Raw genomic sequence first — 19726 nt, 5'->3', positions numbered from 1 at the left:
AAATCTCTTAGGAGATTACTGAGCTTCGCTGATGAACTTCACCGCATCGCCGAAAGACTGAATCGTCTCTGCTGCGTCATCGGGGATTTCAATGCCGAACTCTTCTTCGAAGGCCATAACCAGCTCAACAGTGTCCAGCGAGTCAGCGCCCAGATCGTCGATGAAGGACGCGCCGTCGACGACTTTGTCCTCTTCTACACCCAGATGCTCAACAACGATCTTACGCACGCGATCTGCAACGTCGCTCATATTAAATTCCTCACGATCCTTTGGGCATTTTGCCCGTTCTTTTTGCGTGCCCCGCGGGGCGGCTCAACTGCCCGCGATGGGCAAACCGACCAGCGCCACGGCGCCTTCCGGCAAATCTGCGCCGCCTATAGCAGAGATTCCCCGTTAGGCAAACGCTTTCGATTTCTCACGGCAAAACCGGTTCAATCCAGCCGTGTACCGCTAACATGCACCAGAACTTCGCGCTTGCAAAGCCTCAGAGCATCGCCATTCCGCCATTCACATGCAAAGTTGTCCCCGTGGTATATCCGGCCTCTTGGCTGGAGAGGTAGAGAACCGCCGCCGCGATCTCGTCTGCATCCCCCATCCGTCCCGCAGGCACTTGACCAAGGATACCGGCTTTCTGGTCGTCATTCAGCTTGTCGGTCATCGCCGTGGTGATGAATCCCGGCGCCACGCAGTTCACCGTGATGCCACGGCTCGCCACTTCATAGGCGATGGATTTTGACATCCCGACCATACCCGCTTTCGAGGCGGCATAATTCGCCTGACCGGGGTTGCCAGTGGCCCCCACAACCGACGAAATATTCACAATGCGCCCCCAACGGGATTTCATCATCCCACGGATCACGCCTTTGCACAGGCGCATCGTCGATGTGAGGTTCACCTCCAGCACGCTGGACCATTCCTCCTCCGACATCCGCATAAAGATGTTGTCGCGTGTGATCCCTGCATTGTTGACGAGGATATCAACCGATCCCATCGCATCCGCCGCCGCTTTCGGCAGCGCATTCACTGCATCCGCGTCGCTGAGGTTACACGGCAGCACATGCGCCCGATCCCCCAGTTCCGCCGCCAGCGCCTCCAACGGCTCTACCCGCGTGCCAGACAGCGCCACAGTCGCGCCAGCGCCATGCAGTGCCTTGGCAATAGCCCCGCCAATACCACCCGACGCACCCGTAATCAGTGCATTCTTGCCCGTAAGATCAAACATCCCTCTTCCTTTCGCTTTTCGCGTTATGCGCTCAGCGCGGCAATCGCCGCAGCCACATCTTCCGGCGTGCCAACAGCCCGCGTCGCAACGCTGCGATCAATCCGCTTGATCATGCCAGAGAGCGCCTTACCCGCGCCAATTTCCCACATCTCGGTCACGCCCTGCGCTACAATCCAGCTGACACTCTCGCGCCAACGCACCGATCCCATCACTTGCTCAACGAGCAAGGAGCGAATCTCAGCCGGCTCCTCGACCGAATGCGCCACCACATTGGCCACCAAAGGCACTGATGGCGTGCGGATTTCCACATGATCCAGCGCATCCGCCATCACCCGCGCGGCAGGTTCCATCAACGCGCAATGGAACGGTGCGCTCACCGGCAACAAGAGCGCCCTCTTGGCACCCTTCGCCTTCGCTATCTCGACGGCACGTTCAACGGCCCCCTTGTGGCCTGATACAACCACCTGACTCGGGTCATTATCATTCGCGGCTTGGCAGACTTCGCCCTGTGCAGCTTCTTCGGCCACGGCACGCGCCGCCTCAAAATCGAGCCCCAACAGCGCGGCCATCGCGCCTACGCCAACCGGCACGGCTTCCTGCATCGCCGTTCCCCGTGTCCGCAACAGGCGCGCCGTATCCGCGATGCTGATCGCGCCAGCTGCAGCAAGGGCCGAGTATTCGCCAAGCGAATGGCCCGCCACAAAAGAGGCATCCGCCACATTCAGCCCTTCCGATTCCAGCGCCCGCAGCGCCGCGATCGAGGTCGCCATCAGCGCAGGCTGGGCGTTCTTCGTCAGCGTCAGCTCTTCGATCTCGCCTTCCCAGATCAGGCTCGAAAGCTTCTCGCCAAGCGCCTCGTCAACCTCGTCAAAAACGGCCTGCGCCGCCGGAAATGCATCGGCCAACGCCTTGCCCATCCCAATCGTCTGGGCGCCCTGCCCCGGAAACACGAATGCGTGCATAGTCCCTCCCTTTCGGATCTGTTTTCCTTGCTCTAGCGCGTCATGCCGCCCATCACAAGAAAACCCGCTGGAACAGCGGGCATTTCCGTCAAAGATTTTTTAAGAGTTAGGAGGCTCTGACGGCCCGCCCTTGCCCTGAAACCGGCCTGCGCGGCGCGACGCGCGGCATTTGGCGCTGCATCTGCGCCGAGATTAGGTCGCGTCCGATCCTGTCGCGCAGCGTTATCATGTCTGCTTCGCTGCCTTTCGCCACATAGATCAGCCGATGGCTGTTACCCACGCGCATGACAAGCGTTGTGTGGCCCTTTCCCGCAGAGCGCCGATCAATGAAAACACCACCGATATCCTCAAATCGAAACCGCCCCAAAAGGTTCGCGCGGTTGGTTTTATGGCGCAGCACTTCCCGCACTTCCGCGAGGGACGTATCCACCTGCACCTCTGCACGGCGACCACGGCTGGCGTACCAGAGCATCAGCAAACCACCGCCAAAGAGCGCTGTCGTCACGGCCATGCGGAAGCCGAACATCTCGCTCTCCATGGCAATCGCTGAGGGGAACAACCAAACGCCGAAGGCGGACATCATCAACAGCATGCCAATCACCCAGCCGGAGGCCTGCGCCAGTTGCGCCAACAATTCCTCAGGGCGGGTATCCCGCACCAGATAGCCCCAATAGGTCGGGATGATGACAGCCGTTCCAACGAACTCATGCGCCGCAGTCTCCGGCACCACCTCGCTGATACGCGGGCTGGCGGTCGCTGCTGCAAACGGCAAGTTGGCAGTCATTTTGCGTATTGGCATCGTCATGACGCTCTCCATACTTCCCATGCCGGAAGGTAAACTTGGGTAATATGGCAAAACTCGGGCGCCCGTCGCACATGGACAGGGCCATTATGTGCAACCAATGGGTGCATCCCAGCCCGATGGCCTGAATTCCCGCACCTAAACCACGTTCCGCCTTGCCAACAAAGGCACGCCATGTATAAGGCCGCATCCTTCCGTGGACATTATGAACCGCGCAGACTCTCGTGGACGGGGTGCGGAAGGCTTCAAGACCCTGTCCTTTGAAATGCGCCGCGAAGAAATAGGAGTGCACATGCCGCTATACGAGCATGTCTTCATTGCGCGTCAGGATCTGTCCAACGCGCAAGCTGAAGGTCTCATCGAACACTTCTCCGCAGTCCTGTCGGACAATGGCGGAAAGGTCGTTGAAAATGAGTACTGGGGCGTCAAGACGATGGCCTACAAGATCAACAAGAACCGCAAGGGCCACTATGCCTTCCTGCGCAGCGACGCACCTGCCGCCGCCGTTCAGGAAATGGAGCGCCTGATGCGTCTGCATGATGACGTCATGCGTGTTCTGACCATCAAGGTCGACGCACACGAGGAAGGCCCCTCCGTGCAAATGCAAAAACGTGACGATCGTGGCGAGCGCCGCGAGCGCCGCGCCTAAGTTGATCAGGAAAGGACGCTAAGTCATGGCAGCCAAACCATTTTTCCGTCGTCGTAAGTCCGATCCGTTCGAGGGCGATAACGCTCCGAAGATCGATTACAAAGACACCAAGCTTCTGCAGCGCTACATTTCCGAGCGCGGCAAGATCGTTCCGTCCCGCATCACCGCGGTCGGCGCCAAGAACCAGCGCAAACTCGCTCAGGCGATCAAGCGCGCACGGTTCCTGGCCCTTCTGCCCTATGCCGTTAAGTAAGGAGACCTAGAGATGGACGTTATTCTTCTCGAACGTGTCGCCAAGCTCGGCCAAATGGGCGAAGTGGTGAGCGTTAAAGAAGGCTACGCACGCAACTTCCTGCTCCCGCAGGGAAAAGCGCTGCGCGCCAACAACGCTAACCTTGCCCGTTTCGAAGCGCAAAAAGCGCAGCTTGAAGCGACCAACCTCGAAACCCGCAAAGAAGCCGAATCCCTCGGCGAAAAGCTCGACGGTCAGACCTTCGTTGTGATTCGCTCCGCGTCCGACTCCGGCTCGCTCTACGGCTCCGTCACCCCGCGTGATGTCGCTGACGTGGCCAGCGAAGGCGGCTTCACCGTCGACCGCAAGCAAGTCGTGCTCGGTGCAACTATCAAAGAACTCGGCATTCATGCCGTTGACGTGGTGCTGCACCCCGAAGTGACCGTTCAGGTTAACCTCAACGTCGCACGCACCGTCGAAGAAGCAGAGCTTCAGGCCTCCGGCAAATCCATTCAGGACGCCGCCGCCGAGGAAGAAGCCGCCGCTGAATTCGAAATTCAGGAACTGTTCGACGACATCGGCGCCGCCGGTTCCGACGAAGACGACGACGCTTAAGCTTCCGCTTTCACAGCATTCAAAAGGCCGCTCCTCGGAGCGGCCTTTTTTATTGGGTCCATGCCGCGTCCAGCCCGCACATACCCGCAAACGCAAAAAAGGGCGCCGCAACGGGCGCCCTTCTCATTCCGGTGATGTGACCGGACTTATTCTTCTTCGAGCTTCTCGACAGCCTTCTGGAGGTCGTCCTTGCTGGCATCTTTCTCGGTGACTTTTGCCTGCTCGATGATGTGATCGACAACCTTGTCTTCGAAGATCGGCGCCTGGATCTGCTGGCGGAACTGCGCGTTCTGCTGCACAAATTCGAAGAACTGCTGCTCCTGACCCGGATACTGGCGGGCTTGGTTCATCACAGCCTGCGTCAGTTCTGCGTCAGTCACCTGAATTTCCGCCTTCTGGCCGACATCAGCCAACAGCAGGCCCAGCTTCACGCGACGCGCAGCAAGCTTCTTGTGCTCTTCCGTTGTTTCGATCTCACCGTGGTCATGGCCCTGCACTTCAGGGTTTTCCTCGTGCCACAGCTGGTGCGCGATCTGGCCCGCTTCGGCTTCTACCATGCTCGGCGGCAGGTCGAACTCTACAGCGCCATCAAGCGCATCGAGCAGCGCGCGCTTGGTAACAGCGCGGGAGGCTTGGCTGTACTCTGCTTCCAGACGCTCGGTGATCTGCGCCTTCAGCGCGTCGAGATCCTCTGCGCCGTACTTCTTCGCCAGCTCATCGTCGATCTCGGCAGCCACCGGCTCTTTCACTGCTTTCACAGTGACGGAGAACACAGCCGCTTTGCCTGCGAGGTTTTCTGCGCCGTAGTTCTCGGGGAAGGTCACTTCAACGTCCTTCTCCTCTTCAGCTTTCACACCAACGAGGCCATCCTCGAAACCGGGGATGAAGGAGTTGGAACCCAGCACCAGCGGGTAGTCTTCAGCGGTGCCGCCGTCAAATGCTTCGCCGTCGATCTTACCAACGAAGTCGATGACAACCTGATCACCATCCTTCGCTTTGGAACCCTTGCGGCGATCCTTGAAGTTCTGCGCGGAGTTGGCGAGGTTTTCGAGCGCCTCGTTGACCGATTCATCGTCAGCCTTCACAACCATCTTCTCCAGCTTGATTTTGCCGAAGTCAGCTTCCGGCACATCAGGCAGGCGCTCGTAGGATACATCGACTACAACGTCGTCGCCTTCTTTCCAGTTCTCGTCAGCCATCTTCATTTCCGGCTGCGCGGCCGGACGGTCGCCCGATGCTTCCAGATGCTGGTTCATCGCGCCATCAATGGCTTCCTGCATGGCTTCGCCCAAAACGCGCTGACCAAACTGCTTCTTCAACAGCGCCATTGGCACCTTACCCTTACGGAAACCTTTCATTTCGATTTCCGGCTGCGCTTCGAGCAGCTTTTCATTCACCTTGGCTTCAAGCTCTGCCGCCGTAACGGTGATCTTGTATCCACGCTTGAGGCCTTCGTTCAGGGTTTCGGTGACGTCCATTTTGTCCTCGCATAAGATGACAGGCCACCCTCTGGTGGCCCGGAAAATTTGCGTCTTCCTAATTTGGCCGGAACGCGGGATCAACCCTGAAATGCCCAATATAACGGTTCCTACCCGGTTTCCTTGGGCAAATATGCCATTGCCCGCCAACAACCCACGGATCGGGCATAAAAAAGGGCCGATGACGCTACCTGCATCACCGGCCCCTGAGGCTGGAAGAGACGTCCAGCCTTAGCTGTTTTTCGCCATCGCGTTATAGACGAGGCCACCAAGAACCGCGCCAATCACCCAGTTGTAACCGGACAGGAAGGCGAACCACGGCACCCACACGGTCGCAACCGAGAAGATCGCCGCTAGACCGAAGGCTTTCACAGCCGCGCTGTTCCAACCATTGTCAAAGTGGTAAGCGCCGCCATCCATGTTGTAGAGGTCATCAACATTCAGCTGCTGCTTACGTTGCCAGTAATAATCCACGATCATGATCCCGAAGATCGGCGCCAGCGTTGCGCCGAGCGTGTTCACAAAGCCGCTGATGCCGAACTGGCTGATGAAGCTGTTCCAGAAGCCACCGATCACCAGAGCAAAAACCGAAGTGATTAGGCCCGCCTTACGGAAGCTCAACTTCTCCGGCGAGAGGTTGGCAATGCCGTTCACCGCAGGGATGAAGTTGGCCACAAGGTTGATGCCCACCGTCGCGGCAAAGAAGGTCACAGCCGCAATCACACCCAAGAGCACACTGTCCGTCCGTTCGACGATCTCGGTCGGGTTGATGATTTCTTCGCCAAACACAACAGCCGCGCCACCTGTGGTCAGCAGTGCAAGCGCCGAGAACAGGATCATGTTGAACGGCAGACCAGCAAGGTTGCCCAACCGCATGGTCCGGTCGTCCTTCGCATAGCGCGAGAAGTCGCTGAAGTTGATCATCACCGCCGCAAAATAGGCCACCATCGTGCCAACAATGGCAATGAAGCCTTTGAATTCGGTCGCAAAAGTGCCTTCAGGATTGGCAAAGATCGTCGCCGTAGCTGAAAGAAGCTGCCCGTCAGAGCGCTGCCACAACACGATCACAAGACCGATCATCACCAAGTAAACGAACGGCCCTGCGATGTTGAGAAAGCTCTCAACCCAGTTCATGCCGCGCCAGAAAATCATGATATGAAACGCCCAAACGATCACGAATGACAGCCAGTCGATGCCGGTCATGCCAAAGATCTCGCTGCCACCTTCGATGCCAGTGAGCGAGCGGATCAGCAGCGCAAGAGCGGTCGAAGCGAAGTAAACCTGAACGCCATACCAAAAGACCGCGACCGTCGCCCGCAAGATTGCCGGAAGCTTGGCCCCTTGGGTGCCAAGGCTCGCCCGCGCGAACACGGGGTAAGGAATGCCGTATTTCTCCCCTGCTGCGCCGGAGAGGTTAACCATCCACATCACGAACAGGCCCGCCGCAATCAACGCGGCAAAGGCGGTCCAGCCCCCTACGCCATAGGAGATTGATCAGCCCCACTAGAGTGGTCCAGTTTGAATGTTAGTGCATGATCGGCCGGGTTTCCATCGGAACGATGGTTTCTGGTGCCGGTGGGCGGTAGCCCAAAGCACTATGCGGTCGTTTAGTGTTGTAGTGTTTTCTCCATTCTTCGATCAGGATTTGTGCCTCTTTCAGCGAGTAGAAGACCTCGCCGTTCAGAAGTTCATCTCGAAGCCTTGCATTGAAGCTTTCGCAGTATCCGTTCTCCCAAGGCGATCCCGGCTCAATGTGGGCGGTCTTAGCGCCGACCGCTGCAATCCAATCGCGGACGGCCTGAGCAATGAACTCTGGGCCGTTGTCTGACCGAATGAAGGCAGGAACGCCGCGCAAGATAAACAAGTCCGTCAGCGCGTCGATGACCTCGGTTGAGTTCAGCTTCCGTTTCACCCGAATAGCCAAGCATTCCCGGGTGTGTTCATCCAAGATGTTGAGCGTTCGGAACGCTTTCCCGTCATCGGTTCGATGGTGCACGAAGTCATACGACCAGACGTGATTGCGGTACTCCGGACGCAGCCGGATACATGATCCGTCGTTCATCCAGAGCCGCCCTTTCTTAGGTTGTTTCATTGGAACCTTTAACCCCTCCCGCCGCCATAGACGCTCGACACGTTTGTCGTTCACTTGCCAACCTGCGCCTCTCAGCAGAGCGGCAACCCGACGGTAACCATATCGTCCATACTGACGTGTCAGCTCGACCATATCGGCAACCAGGCGGTCTTCATCAGCACACCCAACTGGTAACCGCCTTTGTGTCGACCGATGCTGTCCCAAGACACGACAAGCACGACGCTCCGAGATGTCGAACTGGCTGCGCACATGATCAATGCAGGCACGACGGCGTGAGGGGCTCAGTAGTTTCCCCGTGCGGCCTCCGATAGGATGAGCTTGTCCAGCGTCAGATCCGATACCGCCCGCCGCAGCCGGTCATTCTCCTTCTGAAGCCGTTTGAGTTCCTTCAGTTGGTCGGTTCCCATTCCGCCATACTGCTTACGCCAGCGGTAAAAGGTCTGTTCTGTTATCTGCACTTGCCTGAAGGCGTCTAAGCGCGGCATCCCTTGGCCGCAAAGCACCTCAACCTGCCGTAATTTCGTGACAATCTCTTCAGGCTTATGTCGTTTGATTCCCATATCTGATCCTCCGTTTCCTAAATATACGGGCGGACCACTTCATGGGGGGAGGATCATCGCCCCCAGATCGACCGGTTCGGTCCGCATTATCGGTGGGACAACGGCGAGACGCAGGCAGCGCTTTATGAAGATGAGCGGACCGAACCACCACGTTGCTCAGATCATTCAACTGAACCGGACCTTAACGCAAAACGCAGCTAACGGCCGGAACGAGCCCACTCTGTGAGTTCGATTTTCATGCTGCATGCGCTCGCAGAGTCGAGAGTACCGTAGGTGCAATAAAATTGGTGCTGTGTCGCGGCAGAAAAACCAGACGTTCATGCAATTCGCGGTGATGACACGGCGTCGTTTGCGCAGCTTGCTGGCAGCCCGCCATTTGAAGAGCCAAGAGAACGTGAAGCTCGTCCCGTTAACGATGTCTATCGTGTTCGCCGGAACTGCGTCTTTAGCCAGTTGGACAAGCCTTTGCCAAACAAGCCCCAAATGACGAGAATTGCGGTGACAGAAAGAATTGTGAACGCTATTTCACGCTCCCAGAAGATCGACAGACCATCCCTCGAGATAAGCAGGGAGCGACGAAAGTTTGCTTCGCAAATCGGACCAAGGACGACACCGATCACGATTGGTGCGAGCGGATAACCGTGCAAACGGAGGAAATACCCGAGTGCGCCGAAGCCAAGCATACTCCACAGATCGAACATGGAAGATTGAAGGGCAAACGTCCCCATGACGCTGAGCATCATGACGATTGGAAGAAGATGGACTTTACGCAGGCGCAACACCGAAAGAAACACCGGTGTCATGAGGAAGCCCAGGAACACCAATGCGATATTGGCAAATATATACGCCAGAAACATACCGCCCGCGACGTCCAGATGCTGTTCGAACAGCTCTGGCCCCGGGAAATAGCCAAACAGGATCAAGGCACTCATCAGAACGGCCGCCGAGGCATCGCCGGGCACGCCAAGCGCCATTGTCGGGATCAAGGTACCGCCGGCAGAGGCATTGTTTGCGGCCTCAGTTGCGATCACGCCGCCTTCTTCGCCTTCACCATAGCGTTCATGAGGCCGTGCTTGTGCCTTTGCGACGGCGTACGAACTGAAGGCACTGATCACGCCGCCCGCGCCAGGCAGGGAGCCGAAGAAAGTGCCGATGGCGCTGGATCTCAGCAGATTGACGGGATGACGGAACAGCAGAACCAGCGAAAATAGCGAAATCCTGACCTTCGGCACGTCCGGCGCATCGAGCAGCTTGCCGGCGCGGATCTGGAGCAAGACTTCGGAGACCGCAAAGAGCCCGACGACAACCGCCACGACGTGAAAGCCGCTGGACAGCTCGAAACGCCCGAAGGTAAAGCGCTGCGCGTTCGAGATGGCATCAGTGCCGATTGTGGCGATCAACAGGCCGAGAACCCCGGTCATGAACCCCTTGAGGGGCGCCTCACGCCCGACGACGGCAATCGCGATCAGGCCCATCAGGGTCAGGGCAAAGTATTCCGGGGGCCCGAAGCGCAGCGCGAAGTCCGCCAGAACCGGCGCCATCGTGATCAAGATGATCCCGCCAATGATGCCACCGATGGCCGAGGCCGAAATCGCCAGCCCGATCGCTTCGCCTGCGCGGCCGGCCTGCGCCATGGGATAGCCATCCAGCAACGTGGCCGCGGCGATCGGTGTTCCGGGAATCCGCAGAACGATGGCCGAGACAGCCCCACCACATGATCCCCCCACAAAGATCGCAATCAGGGCCCCCATGGCCGCGATGGGGGGCAGATGAAACACTGCCGGCAGGAGCAGGATGATCCCCATCAATGGGCCAAGCCCTGGCATCACCCCGATGATCAGTCCCAGGAAACAACCAAAGACCGTCATGGCGATCGCGAGCGGGGTTACAAACAGATCCCAGCCGGCAATCAGTGCGTCGATACCCATTCCGATCTCCTCGCTAAAAGTTGAGTGCCAGCCCAAACAGGCCGCGCGGGAGGTTCACGTTGAACATCATCTGAAAGACCACAAAACATCCGGCCGTGGTTGCCATCGGCACAAAGGACAGTGTCCTCCAGTTGCGATCCCCAAGCAGCAAAAGGAAGGCCAGTACAAAAACCGGTGTTGTCAGGAGAAAGCCCATTATGGGCAATAGAATGATGTAGGCCACCAGCGTCAGTGCTGCGAAGACGGTCAGTCGATCCTGTCCGGGCTCCGCGGGCTCTTCGGCGCCGGGCACCGGTCCCGACAGTCTGAAGTCGGAAATGACCTGAAGGAACACGAGAAACAACAGCAAGCCCGCCAGTAGCCGGGGATAGAGGGCGGCATTTCTGATTGCAGAGCCGGAGGCATGGCCCTGTTCTGTCAACGTCGTGGCGGCTTCGTACAACACCACGCCAGACAATATCGCAAAGAGGATCACCGGGAAGTGCCGTGAAACGAGGTGCCAGCGCGTATCGACCGCGGTATTATTCGGATTGGAGCTGGCGCTTTGTGGGGGCATCAGGGCAGGTCCTTCGATGTTAAGCGCAATAAACGGGCAGGGTCTGCGGCGGCGTGTCGGTCGTGGCCATGGATTGGCTTTGTCAAACCATAGCATCTGCCGGGGTGTCTGAAATCAGGATGTTGGCCCGACCGGAAGAGGAACGATCGGGCCAACATTCATACGGCGCGGAGGAGTTCGCCGCTTTTATTGCAGGGCTTCAAGCTTTTGGGCTTCCCAGTCAACGGCGTCTGTCGCTGTGGAGAGCTGCTCGCGCACTGCATCAACGGTCGACATGTAGTCTTCTGGCGGGTAGCCCAGAAGCGGACGGCCGATGCTTTCGAAATACTCTGTAACTTCTGGCTTTTGCAGCGCGGCTGCCATGGCTGTGCGCAGCACTTCGACATGCTCTTCGGGTGTCCCGTTTGGTACCACGTACCAGCTCCATCCCATCGGGGCGAGGCCAGTCAGAGGATAGTCGATCCCTTCGATTTCAGAGATCAGCGGCACCCCGCCGAAAATATCCTGGACAGATTGCAGGTCACTGAAGGCCGCGAGAACCCGCACATGATCACTATTGGCCCGCACGAAGCCCGGGTTGCCCGCCATGAAGTCGAGGATGCCACCGCGCATGTCTTTCAGCGCTTCTTCCAGCCCGTCATAGGGAACGTGTTGTGCGACTGTATCCGTTGCACGGAACATGTTCGCCAGGTCCACATGCGGCAGGTTGCCGTAAGCGCCTGAGGTATACCGTAGGTCACCCGGGTTCTCTGTCATGTAGTCTATCAGCGATTGCAGATCCGGGAACCGATCATCGTCGGCGCGGACGATTACGGAGTTCGGAACCGCACCAAGAGCGTAGAGCGGGGTGAAATCAGTGTGATCGCCGTCCACATTTCCGAGGAGCGATTGCACAACCATCGGTGCCACCCAGCCGTCGAAAATCGTATAACCATCGGCCGGGCGGTTCATCGCCGTCTCCATTGCCTTGACGCCGGTCGCGCCGGGGGTGGAGATCACCGTCACATTGACGCCCAGTTCATCGCTCATGGCTTCGGCCATCACCTGGCTCGATGTCATTGTCACGCCCGGAGGCCAGGGAAAAATAACTTCGATGTCACGCTCGGGGAATTCGGCCTGAGCTGCCGTCGCCGCAAGGGCGAGGGCCAGCCCTGACAAAGCTGTCTTGAGATTCTTGATCGGCATTTCATTTCCTCCCATAGGATGCCCATGTAGGGCTTGTGTTGACTTTTGGCGGGACGAATTATCCGTCGTCTATTCACCGCTGGCCAACACTAGGCATCGTGGTAGCTGTCAAACAAATATCAGTTTGCGCTACATCCATACCTTTTTTGCATACCTCGCTTCGACGCTCATGCCTTGGTTTCAAGAAATGCTCTAGCTAGGAAATCATGCCTATTTGGCATGCCTGAATGTAAAAACGATATTATTCATGCATTTTGAGCATTGCTACGTTGCAGGGCAAATGCCTCGGCGCAACCTGTCACTGGTTGGAAAGGATCCCATGCGAACAGTTTTCTTACTCTTTGACTCCCTCAATCGCCTTTCGCTTGGTCCCTACGGCGCCAAAACAATCAAGACACCCAACTTCGATCGTTTAGCGGCGCGTTCAGTGACTTTTGACAATCACTACGTCGGATCGATGCCCTGTATACCCGCTCGCCGAGACATGCAGACCGGACGTCTCAACTTCATGCACCGCTCCTGGGGCCCGATGGAACCGTTCGACAATTCCTTCCCTGAAATCCTAGAGGACGCGGGGGTCTATTCGCATCTGATCACAGACCATCTTCAGTATTTTCGTGATGGCGGGGCTACATATCACACGCGCTATACAACTTACGAATACCTGCGCGGGCAGCATGGCGATGCGTGGAAAGCCGATGTCGCGCCAGACTGGCCAAAGTTGAAACAGAAGTATCACCCGTTGCAATACAGCGAGACCCGCGGCGTCGATCAATACCATCACATCATCAATCGCCAGCACCTGAAGCAAGAGTGCGACTATCCACTGACGAAATGCTTCGACTCTGCCAGGGAATTTCTCGACAGGAACCGCGCGGCGGATGATTGGTTCCTGCAGATCGAAACCTTCGATCCGCACGAACCCTTCAACGCGCCCGAGCGTTTCAAAGAGGATTTCCCGACCGATTATGATGGCCCGGTTCTTGACTGGCCACCCTATGGCCGCGTGCAGGAAAGCCCAGAGGAATGCGCAGAACTGGATGCACATTACCGCGCGAACCTCGCGTTTTGTGACGAACAGCTCGGACAATTGCTCGACTATTTCGACGCGCACGGTCTGTGGGACGACACCACATTGATCGTGTCGACGGATCATGGGTTTTTGCTGGGCGAACATGACTGGTGGGCCAAAAACCGTATGCCGATCTATGAAGAAATTGCGCATATCCCCCTGTTTGTGCACCACCCTGCCTATGCGGATCAGGCCGGAACGCGGCGTGCCGGGCTGACGCAGACGACCGATCTGATGCCGACATTCCTCGCGACGCACGGTTGCGATGTGCCTGACGAAGTCACCGGGCATTCCTTGTTGCCTGTGCTCGCGGGCAATCCTTCAGAGCGTGATGTCGTCATCTTCGGCACCTTCGGTAGCGCGGTGAATGTTTGCGATGGGCGGCATGTTTTCATGCTGTATCCGGAACACGTGACGACCGAGGGGCTGTTCCAATACACGGTCATGCCGACGACACTGAACGATCTGTTCGACGTCGACGAACTGGCGCAGGCAGAATTGGTTGCGCCGTTCAATTTTACTAAGGGCGCGCGCCTTCTTCGCACGCCGGCATTGGAAAAGTCGCCGTTCAACCCGTTCTTTGGCCCGATGGTGTTTTTTGATACCGAGACGGTTCTCTTCGATCTGTTGAACGATCCGAAGCAAGAAAACCCGCATCGAAACACCGACGTCGAACTGGAACTGACAATTGCGATGCGGACGCAGCTGCTCCGGCATGATACGCCCGCGGAACTCTATGCCCGGCTTGGATTGCCTATGCCCCGAAACGCGGGGCCCACCTTGCTTTCGGGTGCGGCGGCTGCCCCGAGACAAGTTGTTGAACCGACTGGATAGGAGGAACAAGGCCGCAAGGCATCAATGCTGGCAGCCTCCATGCCTTTTCGCTATGATTTCGGCAATTACGGAATGCGCGCGAGAGATGAATGGATCGTAAACACGTTGTTTTTCTCAAGGTCGCCGAGTTGGGCAACGTCACAGCCGCCGCAAATGAGCTGCACATCGCTCAGCCAAGCCTGACCAGAACAATCGCCTCGCTTGAACAAATGTTCGGGGCCAAACTTTTCGTGCGCCTGCCACGCGGGATGGTCCTGACAGAGGCCGGGCGCGTATTTTATCGACATGTCAAGGAAATGGAAGCGGTCTATAACCGCGCTTTGCGGGACGTGGACACCGTAAAACGCGGCTTTCACGATGTGGTCCGCATCGGATGCGGGCTGACCTACCAATTGCTGTTGATGCCCGAAATCCTTCGCAGGCTTTGGCGCGAATTTCCGCAGACTTCTTTTCAGGTTCATACCGGCTCTGCCGACGATCATGCCCGTGCACTGCGCGATGGGGAGCTTGATTTCGTCATCACGGCGGCCATCGACAAGGTCGAAGACCCGCTGATCGAAGTGACAAAACTGTGCCGGATCGAACACGGCGTGGCCCATTGGCCGGGTGGGTTGCCTGACATTCCGGGCGACGAGAAAATGCCAATGGACCTGCTTGAAGATCAATCCTGGGTGTTGTTCCAGATCGAACCACAGCTGAAATTGAGCATGGAAAAAAGGTTCTATCAACTTGGCCTTGCACCGCCGCGGATCGGCTTGGTCACGTCATCGCTCCAGCTTGGGCTAGAAATGCTGTCGAGCGAAGGCATGGTCATGTCTGTCCCGACAGCCCTGCGGGACTGGTTACAAAAGCGTGGCTACAGGCTTCACGCCACCAGCGAGCCGATTTGGGAGCTCGATTCCGGGATTGCGTTGCTGACCACCAACCGGGATCACCCGGTGGCCGAGGCTTTGGTCAATCACGCCAAGGAGTTGGTCCGAACGTTGCCGGCCTTTGCTGCACCGGACCGTTGAACAGGAAGGAATGGCTAAGTGCCTGATGAAAAACCTGCACTCATCCGGTTTCCCGCTGGCAAGAGCTGGGCCGGCACGACAAGTCCGGTGATCCCCGATGACGGCGAAGGCATCATTCGCCGCGCATCCCTGCGGGCCTTTGGTATGGAGGCGCATTGCGTTTCCGTTGCGCGCTTTGGCACCTTCGTGTCCGAGACCGCCTATGTGACCGAGGCCGAGCAGATCGGATGGAGTTATGTCTTTCGTGGCCTTCTGTCGGACCCGGCTACAGCGGATGTTCTAGGCGGCTATGACAAGGCGGGCTGGTGGTGGGCGATCACGGGGGCCAACTGGCGCCACCCAACGGGTCAGGGGGAAGCCCCGGCCGAACCTGACCATCCGGTGACACAGATTTCCTGGAATGATGCGCAAGCCTTCGCAACCTGGGCCGGTGGACGATTACCAACCGAGGTCGAGTGGGAGCACGCGGCGCGGGGTGGGTTGGATGAGCGGCGCTACCCTTGGGGCAATATGGAGCCCGCCGATGAAGACATCTATTGCAATATCTGGCAAGGCGCGTTTCCCGAGACAAACACCTGCCGCGACGGCTACTATGGCACCGCGCCAGTCCATGCATTCGATCCAAACCCGGTCGGCCTGTTCAATGCCGCCGGGAACGTCTGGGAATGGACGGCGGATTGCTATCGTGTTGCATCGCTCAAGGCAAAAGCGAAGGCCCGGAATGCACAGGCCAAGCGAGATGGCGAACGTGTTCTGAAGGGTGGCTCATTCCTGTGCCACGCAAGCTACTGCTGGCGCTACCGCATCGCCGCCAGGTCAGGCCGCGCCCCGGACACCGCCGCCAGCCACACTGGTTTGCGCCTCGCGTATAGCCTTTGACTATTGCTTACCGCAGGATTTCCGTAAAAAATTGACTGTTTGATCATTGTGAAAGGCCTGTCGCCTTGCCTGTTGTTCTGGCATTCAGTCAGTGAATTCCAGATATCGCTCGGTGTCCAGTTTGACGAAACTCGCTGCATCACTGATCAGCCCCACCAGAGTGGTCCAGTTTGAATGTTAGTGCATGATCGGCCTGGTTTCCATCGGAACGATGGTTTCTGGTGCCGGTGGGCGGTAGCCCAAAGCACTGAGCTGCTCCCCCCCAATCGGCTGACCTTCTACAATGCTGGAATCGTTTCCATTGGACGAAGCACAAGCCTCCAACTTTCGCTCATGCGGCGCTTCAAATAGTTGATCTGATTTCGAGCTTTGATTTGTTGACTTCAAAAACCTATTTTTCGTTTTTTAAAAATCAAACCCAATAAAGCCAATGGACCAAGCACCATAGCGGCAGCACCTGCACCTATAATACCCTCGCCCAGAGCAACTCTTCTCAATTCATAGGGCAAGCTGGACCAGACGACCACAACCCCCATTGCCCCCAAGAGAATCAAAACGTAGGAAAAAGCTCTCATAAGTTACCCATCGATTGTTTTTTGGTGATTTTAGAGTAGGTAGGCCCTCTGGAGAAACCTTTACAGCGGTTAGTTTCGCACCGCGAAGAGCCGTTAGCCAGCGGTTTTGCCTTGGGGCACGTTATATCTCCGGTAGGGTGAGTTGGACCGCAGAGGGCGTTATACCTACCGAAGTGTTAATGACGCTCGCGCATACGTGCACAGGAAACACTTCAAGCAGCAAAAGCACAAAGGTGGATAATAAGGTGGATAACTGCAACCACCAATACCTGAAGTAATTGATATTATGAGATTTAGAAAGTTTTTGTGGTGCGGGTGGAGGGACTTGAACCCCCACGCCTTGCGGCGCCAGAACCTAAATCTGGTGCGTCTACCAATTTCGCCACACCCGCGATCCGAGAGCCTCTATAGCACCGTCTTTCGCGGCTGCAAGAGACGGATTTATCCACAGCCGCCCAATAAAATGCGAGACATGAACCTAATTTTGACATACTCTGGTTGAAAATATTGAGGCAGATACAGCAAGAGCGGGAACCGCCATGCACACTGAAGTTACCGACCGTTTCGCGGTCACGGCCCCTGTACATGTTGTACAGAAGGGTCTGACCGCTGGCACAAACATCATGACGATGGAAGGCATCCTCCCCGTCGAGCATCTACAACCCGGTGATCGGATCATCACCCGTGGCAGTGGCCGCGCCACGCTGCGCGCCATCCGTGTCCGTGAGGTGGCGATGCACCCCGTCAAGATCAGCGCCGGCGCTCTTGGCTATGACCGCCCCGATGAAACCCTGACACTCGGGCCAGATACCTTCATCCATATTCGCGATTGGCGCGCCCGCGCGCTCTATGACAAACCCTCCGCAATGGTGCCCGTGTCGCGCCTCTGTGACGGCGAGTTCATCACCCGCGCCGAGGAGGAAGTCACAATGCGTCTTTATGATCTGGTTTTCGAGAAGCCCGAAATCATCTACGCAGACGGCCTCGAAATCGGCGCATCTGTCGGCTAAATCCCTATGGATTTTAAAACCGTTGGCAGCGCCTCCGGCAGATCTTCAGCAATCAATCCGGCGCCCAGCACCCGCCCGGCCTCGGCATGCAACCATGCGCCGTTTTTCGCAGCTTCCAGCGGCGCCATGCCCCGCGCCAGCAATCCAGTGATCAGCCCCGCCAACACATCGCCCGAGCCAGCGGTCGCGAGCCACGGCGCGGCCTGATCGTAACAGGCCGCTGAAAGCACCGCGCGCCCGTCCGGCGCAGCGATCACCGTATCCGCTCCTTTCAAAAGAACCGTCGCCCCCGCCCTATGGGCCGCCTTGCGCACCGCCTCGACCTTGGATGGCGCAGGCCCAACCGTGACGGCACCCGAAATCTCCGCCGCCAAGTCAGGAAACAACCGCGCAAACTCGCCCATATGTGGCGTCAGCACGCAACCATCATGTAGCCTGTCAAAAAGCGCATCCGGTTGGCTTGCAAAAACCGTCAGCGCATCCGCATCCAAAACGACATTCCGCCCCGCGCCCAAAGCTTGCGGCACCAGCGCTTCGGCCCGCTCCAGCCCTAATCCCGGCCCAAGGCACAGCGCACCGATCCGCACATCTTCAAGCACCTCAGCCATAGCAGCCGCATCATCGATCCGCGTCAGCATCAGTGCGGTGATCTGGCTTGCCACTTCCATTTGTGCAGCGCCCGGCACCCCGAGCGTCACCAACCCTGCCCCAACCCGCAACGCCGCCCGCGCCGCGAGGCGGGCAGCGCCCGTCCGGCCCGCGCCGCCCGTCAGCACCAGCGCATGCCCGTGGCCGAATTTATGGGCACCAGCCTCCTTCGCCAAACGCTCTGCATCCGGCACCGCCAGTCGCACCTCATGGCGGTCCTCAGTGTGCCGCAGCCCGATGTCTCGCACATCAAGCGCACCGCATATCTCCGGCCCTTGCGCCAAATAATGCCCAAGCTTCGCTCGATGAAACGGCACAGTCAGCGCAGCCCGCACCACATGCCCACCGATCACCCGCCCACTATCGGCGCACAGCCCGCTCGGGATATCAACGGCCACAACCCGCGCGTCCTGCACCGCGTCAATCACCGGCGCAAGCCCGTCCAGCGCTCGCGTCAACCCCGTTCCAAACAACGCATCAACCACCAGTGCCGCACCATCAGCCGCGGCCCGCACCATCTGCGCCGCCTCCGCAATAACCTGCGGGAAGCCAAGCAACCGCACTGGCCCCAAGGCCGCCCACCGATCATGGTTCAGTTTTGCATCAGGCGGCAGCCGCCCCGGCTCTCCATAGAGAAAGACCTCGACCTCCCAGCCCCAGCCCCGCAACAGCCGCGCCACCACGAACCCGTCACCGCCGTTATTGCCCGGCCCGCAGAGGATCACCGCCTTCTGCGGGCTTTGCGCAAGATCAGGCCAAGCCGCAAAAACAGCCGCGACCACGCCTTCGCCGGCCACCTCCATCAAACCGGCCCCTGTGACCCGCCCCGACTCGATTTCACGCGCCTCAATGGCGCGCATTTGGGCGGCGGTGAGCGACTCGATCATGAATTAGGCTCCAAAAGTTTTCAAAACGCGCACGAAAGGTGCAGCTTGCACAAAAATTAGGCACAACCCCAATTTTCCGATCCCTGTACCCGTCGCTCGAAGCCTATCCAATTGTGCCTGCCTGAGGGAAGTGGTCAGAGGAGCGAAACCATGGGACAAAGGGAGTCGGCCATGAAAAAGATCGAGGCGATTATCAAGCCGTTCAAACTTGATGAGGTCAAGGAAGCGCTGCAAGACGTGGGCGTTCAGGGTCTTAGCGTCATCGAGGTCAAGGGCTTCGGCCGCCAGAAAGGCCATACCGAACTGTATCGCGGTGCCGAGTATGTCGTGGACTTCCTCCCGAAAGTGAAAATCGAGGTCGTTCTGGCCGACGATCAGGTCGATGGCGCCATCGAGGCCATCATCAATGCTGCCAAGACCGACAAGATCGGCGACGGCAAGATCTTCGTTTCGCCCGTCGAACAGGCGATCCGCATCCGCACCGGTGAATCGGGCGACGACGCCCTCTGATCCGCACAACTTCAACA

The 19726-nt window shown here is 57.9% G+C and carries 19 protein-coding genes, 1 tRNA gene and 1 pseudogene; 8 read left to right on the top strand and 13 right to left on the bottom strand.

Annotated elements, in window-relative coordinates:
- Nucleotides 1-15 precede the first annotated feature (15 nt).
- The 4 genes from AB1E42_RS07255 to AB1E42_RS07240 all read right to left on the bottom strand — a co-directional run bounded on the left by AB1E42_RS07255 (nt 16) and on the right by AB1E42_RS07240 (nt 2989).
- Nucleotides 16-249, bottom strand: coding sequence for an acyl carrier protein (locus AB1E42_RS07255; protein WP_368346317.1), 234 nt, complete (start codon nt 247-249; stop codon nt 16-18).
- Between the two features lie 235 nt (nt 250-484).
- Complete coding sequence (fabG, locus tag AB1E42_RS07250) at nt 485-1222, bottom strand: 3-oxoacyl-[acyl-carrier-protein] reductase (protein WP_368346316.1); 738 nt, start codon at nt 1220-1222, stop codon at nt 485-487.
- A 23-nt stretch (nt 1223-1245) separates the two neighbouring features.
- Nucleotides 1246-2184 carry an ACP S-malonyltransferase gene (gene fabD, locus AB1E42_RS07245; RefSeq protein WP_368346315.1) on the bottom strand — a complete coding sequence of 313 codons (939 nt, stop codon included), beginning with the start codon at nt 2182-2184 and terminating at the stop codon, nt 1246-1248.
- Nucleotides 2185-2290: 106 nt separating this feature from the next.
- The gene (locus tag AB1E42_RS07240) at nt 2291-2989 is read right to left on the bottom strand and encodes a hypothetical protein (RefSeq protein ID WP_368346314.1); all 699 of its coding nucleotides are present in this window, start codon (nt 2987-2989) and stop codon (nt 2291-2293) included.
- A 289-nt stretch (nt 2990-3278) separates the two neighbouring features.
- Here AB1E42_RS07240 and rpsF point away from each other — a divergent pair, with 289 nt between their 5' ends.
- Genes rpsF through rplI form a run of 3 tightly spaced genes read left to right on the top strand, consistent with a single transcriptional unit; the run spans nt 3279 to nt 4482 of the window.
- A complete protein-coding gene (rpsF, locus tag AB1E42_RS07235) occupies nt 3279-3635 on the top strand; it encodes a 30S ribosomal protein S6 (protein ID WP_368346313.1) in 357 nt (118 codons plus the stop codon).
- A 25-nt stretch (nt 3636-3660) separates the two neighbouring features.
- On the top strand, nt 3661-3888 hold the full coding sequence (rpsR, locus tag AB1E42_RS07230; protein WP_368346312.1) for a 30S ribosomal protein S18: 228 nt from the start codon (nt 3661-3663) through the stop codon (nt 3886-3888).
- Between the two features lie 12 nt (nt 3889-3900).
- Entirely contained in the window at nt 3901-4482 is a 582-nt protein-coding gene (rplI, locus tag AB1E42_RS07225; protein WP_368346311.1) for a 50S ribosomal protein L9, read from the top strand.
- Nucleotides 4483-4628: 146 nt separating this feature from the next.
- Here rplI and tig read toward each other — a convergent pair whose 3' ends face one another.
- From tig to AB1E42_RS07195, 6 genes and pseudogenes are all read right to left on the bottom strand, one after another.
- Nucleotides 4629-5960 (bottom strand): trigger factor, encoded by a 1332-nt coding sequence (gene tig / locus AB1E42_RS07220; protein WP_368346310.1) that lies wholly within the window; start codon nt 5958-5960, stop codon nt 4629-4631.
- A 231-nt stretch (nt 5961-6191) separates the two neighbouring features.
- Nucleotides 6192-7451, bottom strand: a pseudogene (locus AB1E42_RS07215) (NCS1 family nucleobase:cation symporter-1); the annotation flags it as partial.
- Between the two features lie 34 nt (nt 7452-7485).
- Nucleotides 7486-8612 (bottom strand): IS3 family transposase gene (locus AB1E42_RS07210; RefSeq protein WP_368346309.1). Its coding sequence is split into 2 segments (ribosomal slippage): nt 7486-8348 and nt 8348-8612, totalling 1128 coding nucleotides; the frame shifts between segments, so codons are not numbered across the junction.
- 419 nt (nt 8613-9031) lie between these two features.
- Entirely contained in the window at nt 9032-10540 is a 1509-nt protein-coding gene (locus tag AB1E42_RS07205) for a tripartite tricarboxylate transporter permease (protein WP_368346308.1), read from the bottom strand.
- 13 nt (nt 10541-10553) lie between these two features.
- Entirely contained in the window at nt 10554-11096 is a 543-nt protein-coding gene (locus tag AB1E42_RS07200) for a tripartite tricarboxylate transporter TctB family protein (protein WP_368346307.1), read from the bottom strand.
- 186 nt (nt 11097-11282) lie between these two features.
- Entirely contained in the window at nt 11283-12281 is a 999-nt protein-coding gene (locus AB1E42_RS07195) for a Bug family tripartite tricarboxylate transporter substrate binding protein (RefSeq protein WP_368346306.1), read from the bottom strand.
- Between the two features lie 247 nt (nt 12282-12528).
- Here AB1E42_RS07195 and AB1E42_RS07190 point away from each other — a divergent pair, with 247 nt between their 5' ends.
- The 3 genes from AB1E42_RS07190 to AB1E42_RS07180 all read left to right on the top strand — a co-directional run bounded on the left by AB1E42_RS07190 (nt 12529) and on the right by AB1E42_RS07180 (nt 16079).
- Entirely contained in the window at nt 12529-14187 is a 1659-nt protein-coding gene (locus AB1E42_RS07190; protein ID WP_368346305.1) for a sulfatase, read from the top strand.
- Between the two features lie 89 nt (nt 14188-14276).
- A complete protein-coding gene (locus AB1E42_RS07185; RefSeq protein WP_368346304.1) occupies nt 14277-15200 on the top strand; it encodes a LysR substrate-binding domain-containing protein in 924 nt (307 codons plus the stop codon).
- A gap of 18 nt (nt 15201-15218) precedes the next feature.
- Nucleotides 15219-16079: an SUMF1/EgtB/PvdO family nonheme iron enzyme gene (locus AB1E42_RS07180; RefSeq protein ID WP_368346303.1), complete on the top strand. Its 861-nt coding sequence runs from the start codon at nt 15219-15221 to the stop codon at nt 16077-16079.
- A 383-nt stretch (nt 16080-16462) separates the two neighbouring features.
- Here AB1E42_RS07180 and AB1E42_RS07175 read toward each other — a convergent pair whose 3' ends face one another.
- Nucleotides 16463-16654: a hypothetical protein gene (locus AB1E42_RS07175; RefSeq protein WP_368346302.1), complete on the bottom strand. Its 192-nt coding sequence runs from the start codon at nt 16652-16654 to the stop codon at nt 16463-16465.
- A gap of 307 nt (nt 16655-16961) precedes the next feature.
- A tRNA-Leu gene (locus tag AB1E42_RS07170) sits at nt 16962-17046 on the bottom strand.
- Nucleotides 17047-17193: 147 nt separating this feature from the next.
- Here AB1E42_RS07170 and AB1E42_RS07165 point away from each other — a divergent pair.
- Nucleotides 17194-17664, top strand: a complete 471-nt coding sequence (locus AB1E42_RS07165; protein WP_368346301.1) for a Hint domain-containing protein — start codon at nt 17194-17196, stop codon at nt 17662-17664.
- On the opposite strand, the gene AB1E42_RS07160 is transcribed toward AB1E42_RS07165, so the two are convergent.
- Nucleotides 17661-19199, bottom strand: coding sequence for an NAD(P)H-hydrate dehydratase (locus AB1E42_RS07160; protein WP_368346300.1), 1539 nt, complete (start codon nt 19197-19199; stop codon nt 17661-17663). The two genes, AB1E42_RS07165 and AB1E42_RS07160, sit on opposite strands and share 4 nt — an antisense overlap.
- Before the next feature lie 171 nt (nt 19200-19370).
- On the opposite strand from AB1E42_RS07160, the gene AB1E42_RS07155 reads away from it, so the two are divergent.
- Nucleotides 19371-19709, top strand: coding sequence for a P-II family nitrogen regulator (locus AB1E42_RS07155; protein ID WP_368346299.1), 339 nt, complete (start codon nt 19371-19373; stop codon nt 19707-19709).
- Nucleotides 19710-19726: the final 17 nt, after the last annotated feature.

Source organism: Pelagovum sp. HNIBRBA483, assembly GCF_040931995.1.
Classification (GTDB): domain Bacteria; phylum Pseudomonadota; class Alphaproteobacteria; order Rhodobacterales; family Rhodobacteraceae; genus JAEPMR01.
This window is presented reverse-complemented; position numbering and strand designations above follow the sequence as displayed.